Origin of the sequence: Streptomyces sp. FH025 (genome assembly GCF_017427025.1) — a bacterium.
In the GTDB taxonomy this organism is placed as follows: Bacteria; Actinomycetota; Actinomycetes; order Streptomycetales; family Streptomycetaceae; genus Kitasatospora.
Window position 1 is genome coordinate 1 of the sequence record NZ_JAFLNG010000221.1, and the last position, 10,747, is coordinate 10,747.

At 72.3% G+C, this 10,747-nt stretch carries 9 protein-coding genes; 6 read left to right on the forward strand and 3 right to left on the reverse strand.

Annotation, left to right across the window (positions count from 1 at the left end; translation table 11 throughout):
* The first annotated feature begins 241 nt into the window (after window positions 1–241).
* The 4 genes from J0670_RS17565 (at window position 242) to J0670_RS17580 (ending at window position 4,945) form a co-directional block, all read left to right on the forward strand.
* Entirely contained in the window at window positions 242–2,833 is a 2,592-nt protein-coding gene (locus J0670_RS17565; RefSeq protein WP_207812549.1) for a sensor histidine kinase KdpD, read from the forward strand.
* Between the two features lie 128 nt (window positions 2,834–2,961).
* A complete protein-coding gene (locus J0670_RS17570) occupies window positions 2,962–3,642 on the forward strand; it encodes a response regulator (RefSeq protein ID WP_033351413.1) in 681 nt (226 codons plus the stop codon).
* 65 nt (window positions 3,643–3,707) lie between these two features.
* The gene (locus tag J0670_RS17575; RefSeq protein WP_207812550.1) at window positions 3,708–4,115 is read left to right on the forward strand and encodes an OB-fold nucleic acid binding domain-containing protein; all 408 of its coding nucleotides are present in this window, start codon (window positions 3,708–3,710) and stop codon (window positions 4,113–4,115) included.
* A 2-nt stretch (window positions 4,116–4,117) separates the two neighbouring features.
* Window positions 4,118–4,945, forward strand: a complete 828-nt coding sequence (locus J0670_RS17580) for a DUF3159 domain-containing protein (protein ID WP_307806565.1) — start codon at window positions 4,118–4,120, stop codon at window positions 4,943–4,945.
* Between the two features lie 96 nt (window positions 4,946–5,041).
* Here J0670_RS17580 and J0670_RS17585 read toward each other — a convergent pair whose 3' ends face one another.
* A complete protein-coding gene (locus tag J0670_RS17585) occupies window positions 5,042–5,713 on the reverse strand; it encodes a TrkA family potassium uptake protein (protein ID WP_207812552.1) in 672 nt (223 codons plus the stop codon).
* On the reverse strand, window positions 5,713–6,381 hold the full coding sequence (locus J0670_RS17590) for a TrkA family potassium uptake protein (protein WP_207812553.1): 669 nt from the start codon (window positions 6,379–6,381) through the stop codon (window positions 5,713–5,715). Before J0670_RS17590 ends, J0670_RS17585 begins: the two co-directional genes overlap by 1 nt.
* A 246-nt stretch (window positions 6,382–6,627) precedes the next feature.
* On the opposite strand from J0670_RS17590, the gene J0670_RS17595 reads away from it, so the two are divergent.
* Window positions 6,628–8,706 (forward strand): APC family permease, encoded by a 2,079-nt coding sequence (locus J0670_RS17595; protein ID WP_243437159.1) that lies wholly within the window; start codon window positions 6,628–6,630, stop codon window positions 8,704–8,706.
* 341 nt (window positions 8,707–9,047) lie between these two features.
* Window positions 9,048–10,397 (forward strand): class I SAM-dependent RNA methyltransferase, encoded by a 1,350-nt coding sequence (locus tag J0670_RS17600; RefSeq protein WP_207812556.1) that lies wholly within the window; start codon window positions 9,048–9,050, stop codon window positions 10,395–10,397.
* A 92-nt stretch (window positions 10,398–10,489) separates the two neighbouring features.
* Here J0670_RS17600 and J0670_RS17605 read toward each other — a convergent pair whose 3' ends face one another.
* Window positions 10,490–10,684 carry a hypothetical protein gene (locus J0670_RS17605; RefSeq protein ID WP_207812555.1) on the reverse strand — a complete coding sequence of 65 codons (195 nt, stop codon included), beginning with the start codon at window positions 10,682–10,684 and terminating at the stop codon, window positions 10,490–10,492.
* Window positions 10,685–10,747 lie beyond the last annotated feature (63 nt).

Sequence of the window (10,747 nt, forward strand, 5' to 3'; positions counted from 1 at the left end):
CTTCTGAAGAGCCCTCATCCGGGAAACCGGATGAGGGCTCTTCGCATTTCCGGGAAGCCGGCCCCGATGCCTCCCGAGTGACCCCCGCCGAGTGGCTGGTATGCCGTCAATATGCCGCTAAAACCGGCTCATCGGTGCACTGATCAGCGGAAAAACGCCGCTCGCACCGTAGTCTCGAAGGGAAGGGGGAACAGGTGTCCGGGGGTAGCTCCCGGGCAGGGCCGGATCAAGAATGGTGCTCATGGGACGAGGCAGGCTGCGCATCTACCTCGGGGCGGCCCCCGGGGTCGGCAAGACGTACGCCATGCTCGCCGAGGCGCACCGGCGGCAGGAGCGTGGGACGGACGTCGTGGTGGCGTTCGTGGAGGACCACGGCCGGCAGCGGACCGCCGACCTGGTCGCGGGGCTGGAGGTCGTGCTCCGGCAGCAGGTGGTGCACCGGGGCGCCAGGTTCTCCGAGATGGATCTGGACGCAGTCCTCGAACGCCGCCCGCAGGTGGCGCTGGTGGACGAGCTGGCGCACACCAACATCCCGGGCTGCCGCAACGAGAAGCGCTGGCAGGACGTCGAGGAGCTGCTGGCGGCCGGGATCGACGTCATCTCCACCGTCAACGTCCAACACCTGGAGTCGCTGGGCGACGCCGTCGAGGGCATCACCGGGGTGCGCCAGCGCGAGACCGTCCCGGACGAGGTGGTGCGCCGGGCGGACCAGATCGAGCTGGTGGACATGTCCCCGCAGGCGCTGCGGCGGCGGCTGGCGCACGGCAACGTGTACGCGCCGGAGAAGATCGACGCCGCACTCGCCAACTACTTCCGACCGGGCAACCTGACCGCGCTGCGCGAGCTGGCGCTGCTGTGGACCGCGGACCGGGTCGACGAGTACCTCCAGAAGTACCGGGCCGAGCAGGGCATCGAGGGCACCTGGCAGGCCCGCGAGCGGATCGTGGTCGGCCTGACCGGCGGTCCGGAGGGGGCGACGCTGATCCGGCGGGCGGCCCGGATCGCGGCCCGGGTGTCCGGCGGTGAGCTGCTGGCCGTCCACATCTCCCGCTCGGACGGTCTCGCCGGCACCGGCTCTCCGCAGCGGCTGATCGAGCAGCGGGCGCTGGTGGAGAGCCTGGGCGGCTCCTTCCACGCGGTGCTGGGCGACGACCCGGCCGTCGGGCTGCTGGACTTCGCCCGGGGCGTGAACGCGACCCAGATCGTGCTGGGCACCAGCCGGAGGCCGGCCTGGCAGTACGTGTACGGGCCGGGCGTCGGCACCACGGTGACCCGGGAGGCCGGGGACATCGACGTCCACATGGTCACCCACGAGCACGCCGGGCACGGGCGGCGGAACAAGATACCCGTGCGCCGGATCACCGATCTGGGCCGGACCCGGACGATCGCGGGCTGGCTGGTCGGCCTGGCCGGTCCGCCGCTGCTGGCGATCGTGCTGACCGCGATCGGCGGGCTGGGCCTGTCCACCGACATGCTGCTGTTCCTGTCGCTGACGGTGCTCGCGGCACTGGTCGGCGGGCTGCTGCCGTCGATCGGCTCGGCGCTGGTCGGCTCCTCGGTGCTGAACTACTACTTCACTCCGCCGCTGCACACCTTCAGCATCAACGAGCCGCAGAACATCATGGCGGTGGCGATATTCACCATCGTCGGCTGCTCGGTCGCCTCCGTGGTGGACCTCGCGGCCCGGCGCACCCACCAGGCGGCCCGGGCCCAGACCGAGGCGCAGACGCTCAGCGCACTGGCCGGGACGGTGCTGCGCGGCGCACCGAACGGGGACGGGGTGCTCACCGCGCTGATGGAGCAGGTCCGGGAGACCTTCGGGCAGGAGAGCGCCGCGCTGCTGGAGCGCCCGGAGCCGACCGCCGGCTGGGTGGCGGTCGCGTCCGCCGGCCCGCACCCGCCGGAGCGTCCGGAGGAGGCCGACGTGGACGTCCCGGTCGGCGACAGCCTGGCGCTGGTGCTGCGGGGTCGGGTGCTGCCCGGGGCGGACCGGCGCCTGCTCGGGGCGTTCGCCGCGCAGGCCGCCGTGGTGCTGGAGCGCCGCCGGCTGGCCCGGGAGGCGGCCGCGGCCCGCCGGGAGGCCGAGGGCAACCGGATCCGCACCGCACTGCTCGCCGCCGTCTCGCACGACCTGCGCACCCCGCTGGCGGGCATCAAGGCGTCGGTGAGCTCGCTGCGCTCGGCCGACGTGCAGTGGGATCCGGAAGACGAGGCCGAGCTGTTGGCCGGGATCGAGGCCGGGGCTGACCGGCTGGACCACCTGATCAACAACCTGCTCGACATGAGCCGGCTCCAGACCGGCACCGTCACCCCGCTGATCCAGGAGACCGACCTGGACGAGGTGGTGCCCTTCGCGCTCGGCGGCGTGCCGCTGGAGTCGGTGCGGCTGGACGTCCCGGAGACGCTGCCGATGATCCGGGCCGACGGCGGGCTGCTGGAGCGCTCGCTGGCGAACCTGGTCGAGAACGCCGTCAAGTACAGCCCGGACGGCGTCAAGGTGCTGGTCAAGGCGGACGCGCTGCAGCAGCCGGGCGGTCCGGGCCGGGTCGAGCTGCGGATCGTGGACCGCGGCCCGGGCGTGCCCGAGGACGCCAAGGAGAGGATCTTCGCGCCGTTCCAGCGCTACGGGGACGCGCCGCGCGGCGCCGGGGTGGGCCTCGGGCTCGCGGTGGCGCGAGGCTTCGTCGAGGCGATGGACGGTACCGTCACCGCCGAGGACACCCCCGGCGGCGGTCTCACCATGGTGGTCAGCCTGCCCGCCGCCGAGCGGCCGCCCGAACCGGGCGAGCGAACGGGCGACGGCCAGGATCCGCTCTCGGAGCTGATCACCTAGGCCCCCGGCGGGAGCACCGGCCCGGCCGGTTCCGGCCCGGAGCCGCAGGTCGTACCAGTCGTAGGTCGCACCAACAGCCAGTCACACAGTCCGTAAGATCCGATAGCCCTGAAAGGCGGAGCCCGTAAATGACCCGGGTCCTCGTCGTGGACGACGAACCGCAGATCGTCCGCGCGCTGGTGATCAACCTCAAGGCCCGCAAGTACGAGGTCGACGCGGCCCACGACGGCGCGAGTGCGCTGGAGCTGGCGGCAGCCCGCCATCCCGACGTCGTCGTCCTCGACCTGGGCCTGCCCGACATGGACGGCGTCGAGGTCATCCGCGGGCTGCGCGGCTGGACCCGGGTGCCGATCATCGTGCTGTCCGCCCGGCACGCCTCGGACGAGAAGGTCGAGGCCCTGGACGCCGGCGCCGACGACTACGTGACCAAGCCCTTCGGCATGGACGAGCTGCTCGCCCGGATGCGGGCCGCCGTGCGGCGGGCCGAGCCGGTGGCGGGGGAGGACGACTCGCTGGTCGTCACCGAGAGCTTCACCGTCGACCTCGCGGCCAAGAAGGTCAACCGGGACGGCACCGACGTACGCCTCACGCCCACCGAATGGCACCTGCTGGAGGTGCTGGTCCGCAACGCCGGGCGGCTGGTCAGCCAGACCCAGCTGCTCCAGGAGGTGTGGGGCCCCGCCTACCGCACCGAGACCAACTACCTGCGGGTCTACCTCGCCCAGCTGCGCCGCAAGCTGGAGCGCGACCCCTCGCACCCGCGCCACTTCATCACCGAACCGGGCATGGGGTACCGCTTCGAGAGCTGACCGCGAGCGCCTCCGGTGGCTTCGCGGCCTGCCGCCGGGGGCCCGGAAACCGGTACCCTGCCGACATGAGTGGTGACAACAGCAGCGGCCAGCCGCAGGGGCGTTTCCGCCGCATGTTCAACCGGCTGACCTCCTCGGCGGAGGAGCTCGACGCCGAGGACCTGCGCCAGGAGAGCGCCGCGGAGTCGGGCTGCACGCCGATCGCCGGCTGCTCGGACCGCGAGCTGGTCACCGTCGCGGGCACGCTGCGCACGGTGACGCTCCGCCCGCGGGCCGGGGTCCCGGCCCTGGAGGCCGAACTCTTCGACGGCACCGAGGCGCTGGACGTGGTCTGGCTCGGTCGCCGCTCGATCGCGGGCATAGAGCCGGGCCGACGGCTGGTCGCCAGCGGCCGGATCAGCCACGCACGCGGGCGCCGCGTGCTGTTCAACCCCCGCTACGAGCTGCGTCCGGTCGGACACGGGAGCGAATGAGCGTGAGCAACCACCCCGGCGGCGACGCCGCCGCCCGGATCGACCTGGACACCGCCGACGTGGCCACCTGGAAGGCCGCTGCGGCCGAGGAGGCCACGGAGAGCGTGGTGCGGGCGATCGACGGCACCGTACCGGCCCCCGCCGCCGAGCAGCCGCTCGACCCGGCGGCCGCCGAGGCCGCCCGCCAGGCCGCCTCCAAGGAGGCCGCCGACACCGTCCTGCAGGCCTTCGGCGGCGTGCGCGGCATGATCGACATGACGCTGCCGGGCCTGGTCTTCATCGTCACCTACAACATCACCCACCAGGTCAGCGCCTCCGCCTGGGCCGCACTCGGCCTGAGCGCGCTGTTCGTGGTGGCCCGGCTGGTGAAGCGGGAGACCATCCAGCACGCCTTCAGCGGGGTGTTCGGCGTCGCCCTCGGCGCCTGGATCTCGATGAAGAGCGGCAAGGCCGAGGACTTCTACCTGCCCGGCCTGCTCTGGAACGTCGCCTACTGCGTCGGGCTCGCGGTCTCCGCCCTGGTGCGCTGGCCGATGATCGGCCTGATGCTCGGTCCGATCACCGGCGAGATGTTCACCTGGCGCAAGGAGAACCCGGGCCGCTTCGCCGCCTACACCAAGGCGACCTGGGCCTGGGTGGTGATCATGGGCCTCAAGCCGCTGATCCTCTTCCCGCTGTACTTCACCCACAACGTCAACCTGCTCGGCTGGCTGAAGGTCGCCCTCGGCATCCCGCCGCTGCTGCTGGCGATGTACGTCACCTGGCAGATCCTGCTGAAGGCGCCGCCGCCGATCAAGGCGGAGCTGGACGAGGAGGAGCCGGCGAAGTAGCCGCTCCCGGCAGCGGTCACGGCGGAGGGCCCGCACCCACCCGGGTGCGGGCCCTCCGCCGTACGCGCTGCGTCCCTACGGGGGCGGGTTCCGTCCCTACTGGGCGCCGGAGGTGGCCGACAGCAGCTGCTCCAGCTCCTCCTCGCGCTCCTGCGCCGCGACGAAGAGCAGCTCGTCGCCGCCCTCCAGGGTGTCGTCCTTGCCCGGCACCAGCACCCGGCCCTCGCGGATGATGGTCACCAGCGCGGTGTCCTGCGGCCAGGCCACGTCGCCCACCCGGGTGCCGACCAGCTCGGTGTCGGCGGCCAGGGTCAGCTCGACCAGGTTGGCGTTGCCCTGGCTGAAGCGCATCAGGCGGACCAGGTCGCCGACGCTGACCGCCTCCTCGACCAGCGCGGACATCAGGCGCGGGGTGGACACGGCCACGTCCACGCCCCAGGACTCGTTGAAGAGCCACTCGTTCTTCGGGTTGTTCACCCGGGCGACCACCCGGGGCACCGCGTACTCGGTCTTGGCGAGCAGCGAGACGACCAGGTTGACCTTGTCGTCACCGGTCGCGGCGATCACCACGTGGCAGCGCTGCAACGCGGCCTCGTCCAGCGAGGTGATCTCACAGGCGTCGGCCAGCAGCCACTCCGCCAGGGGCACCCGCTCCACCGAGATGGAGTTGGGGTTCTTGTCGATCAGCAGGACCTCGTGGCCGTTCTCCAGCAGCTCGCCCGCGATCGAGCGGCCCACGGCTCCGGCACCGGCAATGGCGACCCGCATCAGTGACCCTCCTCCTTCGGCCCCTGCGCGAACGCGGCCTCGACGGCCGTCAGGTCGGCCCGGCGCAGCATCACGTGCACCAGGTCGCCCTCCTGCACCACCATCTGCGGCGAGGGGAGCACTCCCTCGCCGAGCCGGGTGACGAACGCCACCCGGGCGCCGGAGGCCTCCTCCAGCTTGCTGACCCGCTGGCCGACCCAGCTCGGGGCGTACGCGACCTCGGCCAGCTGCACGCCGCCGCTCGGGTCCTGCCACAGCGGCTCGGCGCCGCTCGGCAGCAGCCGGCGCAGCATCTGGTCGGCGGTCCAGCGGACCGTCGCCACGGTCGGGATGCCCAGGCGCTGGTAGACCTCGGCGCGGCGGGGGTCGTAGATCCGGGCGGCGACGTTCTCGACGCCGAAGGTCTCCCGGGCGACCCGGGCGGCGATGATGTTGGAGTTGTCACCGCTGGAGACGGCGGCGAAGGCGCCGGCCTCCTCGATGCCCGCCTCGCGCAGGGTGTCCTGGTCGAAGCCGACCCCGGTCACCCGGCGCCCGTTGAAGCCGGCGCCGAGCCGACGGAAGGCGGTCGGGTCCTGGTCGACCACGGCGACCGAGTGACCCTGTTTCTCCAGGGCTCTCGCGAGGGCCGAGCCCACGCGGCCGCAGCCCATGATGACGATGTGCACCGGCGCTACCTCACCCGTCCTGAAGGGGTCTTGACCTGCGCAAACACCGTTCATCTCCCATTCCGCCCGGCTGTTCCGGGGCGAGCGTTCCCGTGGGGTGTCGGCCGGACTCCGCTCGACAACCAGAGTGTTGCCCGCCGACTCGTATCCGACACGCTAGCCGGTCCACCGAACGCAGTCGCGACGAAGGGGGGGATAAACGGCGCAAGCCCGCCCGGGATACCCCTACGATTCCTTAACGTGCCTATGCCGACTGACCTTCCGAAACGCATCCTGATCGGGCGCGCCCTACGCAGCGACAAGCTGGGGGAAACGCTTCTCCCCAAGCGGATCGCGTTGCCCGTATTCGCCTCGGACGCGCTCTCCTCGGTCGCGTACGCCCCCGAGGAGATCCTGCTCACGCTCTCCATCGCGGGCGCCTCGGCGATCCACTTCTCCTGGCAGATCGGCGTCGTCGTCGCGATCGTGATGCTCGCCGTGGTCGCCTCGTACCGGCAGAACGTGCACGCCTACCCCAGCGGTGGCGGCGACTACGAGGTGGCGACCGTCAACCACGGGCCGGCCGCCGGTCTGGTGGTCGCGAGCGCCCTGATGGTCGACTACGTGCTGACCGTCGCCGTGTCCACCACCTCGGGCGTGGCCAACGTGGTCTCGGCCGTACCGGCGCTGCGCGGGCACGAGTTGACCCTGTCGGTGATCGTGATCGTGCTGCTGATGGGCATGAACCTGCGCGGGGTGCGGGAGTCCGGCTCCGCCTTCGCGGTGCCCACGTACGCCTTCATGATCGGCGTGATCGGGATGGTCGGCTACGGCTTCTTCCGGCACTTCGCGCTCGGGCAGGACATGCCGGCCGAGAGCTCCGGCTTCCACCTCGCCGCCACCCCCGGCAACGATTCGCTGACCGGGTTCGCGCTGGTGTTCCTGCTGCTCAGGTCCTTCTCCTCGGGCTGCGCCGCGCTCACCGGTGTGGAGGCGATCTCCAACGGCGTGCCGGCCTTCCGCAAGCCGAAGAGCAAGAACGCGGCCACCACGCTGCTGATGATGGCGAGCATCGCCGTGGTGATGTTCATGGGCATCATCTGGCTGGCCCGCCTGACCGGCGTGCAGATGGCCGAGAACCCGACCGAGCAGTTGGTCGGTGCCTCGCCCGACTACCACCAGAAGACCGCGCTGGCCCAGATCAGCGAGGCCGTCTTCAGCAACTTCACGCCCGGCTTCTACTTCGTCGCCGCCGTCACCGGCCTGATCCTGGTGCTGGCCGCCAACACCGCCTTCAACGGCTTCCCGGTGCTCGGCTCGATCCTGGCCCAGGACCGCTACCTGCCCCGCCAGCTGCACACCCGCGGCGACCGGCTCGCCTTCTCCAACGGCATCATCCTGCTGGCGATCGCCGCGGTCCTGCTGGTGTTCGCCTTCAACGCGGACCCGAACCGGCTGATCCAGCTCTACATCGTCGGCGTCTTCGTCGCCTTCAACATGAGCCAGTCCGGCATGATCCGCCACTGGACCCGGCTGCTGCGCACCGAGACGGACCCGGCCAAGCGCCGCCACATGCAGCGCAGCCGGGCGATCAACGCGTTCGGCCTGGTGATGACCATGGCCGTGCTGATCGTCGTCCTGGTCACCAAGATCAGCCACGCCTGGATCGCGATCGCCGCGATGGCCGTGCTGTTCGTGATGATGAAGGGGATCCGCCGCCACTACGACCGGGTCTCCGACGAGCTCACCGCCGCCGAGGAACCGGACGACGTGGTGCTGCCCACCCGGGTGCACGCCATCGTGCTGGTCTCCAAGCTGCACAAGCCGGCCCTGCGCGCCCTCGCGTACGCCAGGCTGGCCCGCGCCCACACCCTGGAGGCGGTCACCGTCAACGTCGACCCGGCGGACACGGTGGCGCTGCGCGAGGAGTGGGACGAGCGGGGCATCGAGGTGCCGCTGAAGGTGCTGGACTCGCCGTACCGCGAGATCACCGGGCCGGTCCTGGACTACGTGAAGAACCTGCGCCGCAGCAGTCCGCGCGACGTGGTCTCGGTCTACATCCCGGAGTACGTGGTCGGCCACTGGTACGAGCACCTGCTGCACAACCAGAGCGCGCTGCGGCTCAAGGGGCGGCTGCTGTTCAAGCCCGGCGTGATGGTCACCTCGGTGCCCTGGCAGCTGGAGTCCTCGGAGCGGCGGAAGCCGCAGAAGGCCTGGTCGCCGCCGGGAGCCGTCCGCCGTGGCGAGCCGAGGGCGCCGAAGGCCGTAAAGTCGAAGGATTCCGACTCCACCGGTGCGACGACCGCCGGTGCCACCTCCGACCGCAGCAAGGGATCCTCCCAGTGACGCGCAACACTCCGCCCCGCTCCTCGGGCTCCTCCGGCGCCTCCGGCAAGGGCAAGGGCGCCCGTCGGGGCGGCGCCCAGCCCGGGCAGGTCGCCCGGCCGCGCTGGGGCCGGCCGGCCCGTCCGGAGGCCACCGACCGCGACGGGCTGACGGCGCGCACGGCGCCGGTCGTGCCGGGCGAGCCCCGTGCGGATTCCCCTGCCGAGAAGCCCGCCCGGGCCGAGAAGGGCGCTCGCGCCGAGAAGGGTGCCCGTACCGAGAAGCCCGCTCGCGCCGAGAAGGGCGGCGCCGCCGGTGCCCGGAAGGCGCCGCGCAAGCAGGCCGTCCGGCCGCCGAAGGCGCTGCGCACGGCTCCCGCGCGGGCGCAGCGGCCCGAGACGCCGTCGGGGGACCCGCTGGTCGGGGAGCGGTACGAGGTCGAGGTCGGCCCGGTCGCGCACGGCGGCGGGCACTGCGTGGCCCGGCACGAGGGGCGGGTGCTGTTCGTCCGGCACGCGCTGCCCGGCGAGAAGGTGGTCGCGCTGGTGACGGAGGGCACCACCACCTCGCGGTTCCTGCGCGCGGACGCGGTGGAGGTGCTGGAGGCCGCCAAGGAGCGGATCGAGGCGCCGTGCCCGTTCGCCGGGCCCGGCAAGTGCGGCGGCTGCGACTGGCAGCACGTGACTCCGGGCGGGCAGCGCAAGCTCAAGGCGGCGGTGCTGACCGAGCAGCTGGAGAAGCTGGCCGGGCTGACCCCGGCCGAGGCGGGCTGGGACGGCAGCGTCGAGCCGGTCGGCGGCAAGCTGCCGGCCGGGCAGGTGCCGGCCTGGCGCACCCGGGTGCAGTACGCGGTGGACGCGGAGACCGGGAAGGTCGGCCTGCGCAAGCACCGCTCGCACGAGGTGCAGGTGATCGACCGCTGTCTGATCGCCGCCGAGGGCGTCACCGAGCTGGGCATCGAGGGCCGGGACTGGCCGGGCGTGGCCACGGTCGAGGCGGTCGCCGCGACCGGCTCCTCGGACCGCCAGGTGGTGCTGACCCCGCGGCCCGGCGCCCAGCTGCCGCTGGTCGAGCTGGACAAGCCGGTGTCGATCGCCCGGGTGGACGACCAGGGCGACGTGCACCGGGTGCACGGGCGCACCTTCGTGCGCGAGCGGGCGGCCGGACGGACCTGGCGGATCAGCAACGGCGGTTTCTGGCAGATCCACCCGGAGGCGCCGGACACCCTGGTCGACGCGGTGCTGGACGGCCTGGACCCGCAGTGGGGCGAGAACGCGCTCGACCTGTACTGCGGCGTCGGCCTGTTCGCGGGCGCGCTGGCCGACCGGGTCGGCGAGGAGGGCGCGGTGCTCGGCATCGAGTCCGCCAAGCAGGCCGTGGTCGACGCCCGGCACAACCTGGCCGCGCTGGACAACGTGCGGATCGAGTGCGACCGGGTGGAGACGCTGCTGCCGCGCACCGGCATCACCGCCACCGACCTGATCGTGCTGGACCCGCCGCGCTCCGGCGCCGGACGGGAGACCGTCGCGCACCTGGTCGGCCTGGAGGCACGCCGGATCGCGTACGTGGCCTGCGACCCGGCGGCGCTCGCCCGGGACCTGAAGTTCTTCCGCGAGGGCGGCTACCGGCCGGTGTCGCTGCGGGCCTTCGACCTGTTCCCGATGACGCACCACTTCGAGTGCGTGGCGATCCTGGAGCCGGCCGGGGAGTGACCCGCGTGCGGAGGGAGGCGGCACCCGTGCTGGACGGGGGCCGCCTCCTCGGCGTTCGAGGACCTGTCCTCCCGGATCTCCTCGGGGCAGGCCTACTCGTTGTGCTCCTCCTCATCGAGGCTGTGCGGGAGGTCGATGCCGTGCTGGGCGGCGAGCCGGAGGAGCGAGGCGATCCGGCCCTCGTACGCCTGGACGCCGTCGGCGTCCCCTTCGGCCCGGGCGGCCGCGAGGTCCAGGCGGGCCTGGGCGAGCTGCTCGCGCAGCTCCTGGTCGAACATGGCTGTCATCGCCGGCCTCCACACCGGTGGGTCGGGGCAATGCTCGGGGAGTTCAGCGTCCCGGATGGTGGG

What these genes read in the sequence shown, in the direction of transcription:
- J0670_RS17565 (WP_207812549.1), top strand. Translation starts at nt 242, where the DNA reads ATGGGACGAGGCAGGCTGCGCATCTACCTCGGGGCGGCCCCCGGGGTC.
- J0670_RS17570 (WP_033351413.1), top strand. Translation starts at nt 2,962, where the DNA reads ATGACCCGGGTCCTCGTCGTGGACGACGAACCGCAGATCGTCCGCGCG.
- J0670_RS17575 (WP_207812550.1), top strand. Translation starts at nt 3,708, where the DNA reads ATGAGTGGTGACAACAGCAGCGGCCAGCCGCAGGGGCGTTTCCGCCGC.
- J0670_RS17585 (WP_207812552.1), bottom strand. Translation starts at nt 5,713, where the DNA reads ATGCGGGTCGCCATTGCCGGTGCCGGAGCCGTGGGCCGCTCGATCGCG.
- J0670_RS17595 (WP_243437159.1), top strand. Translation starts at nt 6,628, where the DNA reads ATGCCGACTGACCTTCCGAAACGCATCCTGATCGGGCGCGCCCTACGC.
- J0670_RS17605 (WP_207812555.1), bottom strand. Translation starts at nt 10,684, where the DNA reads ATGACAGCCATGTTCGACCAGGAGCTGCGCGAGCAGCTCGCCCAGGCC.